We start from the raw sequence: 250 nt of genomic DNA on the forward strand, positions 1-250 counted from the left end.
GGGGATTTCCGACAACATCCGCGTACGCTCGGTAATCGGTCGCTTCCTCGAGCACACGCGCACCTTCCACTTCCACAATGCCGGTCAGCCGGAAACCTGGTGCTCCAGCGCGGATTACATGGAGCGCAACATGTTCCACCGCGTCGAGACCTGCTTCCCGCTGCTCGACAAGAAGCTGGCCCAGCGTATCCGCAAGGACCTGGACACCTATCTGGTCGACAACTGCCAGAGCTGGCGTCTGGAGAGCGAT

1 pseudogene is annotated in these 250 nt (G+C 60.8%); it reads left to right on the forward strand.

Annotated elements, in window-relative coordinates:
- Positions 1 to 250: pseudogene (locus tag R0J88_RS22200) on the forward strand (RNA degradosome polyphosphate kinase); the annotation flags it as partial.

Source organism: Pseudoalteromonas sp. SIMBA_162 (assembly GCF_046535955.1).
GTDB lineage: Bacteria > Pseudomonadota > Gammaproteobacteria > Enterobacterales > Alteromonadaceae > Pseudoalteromonas > Pseudoalteromonas marina.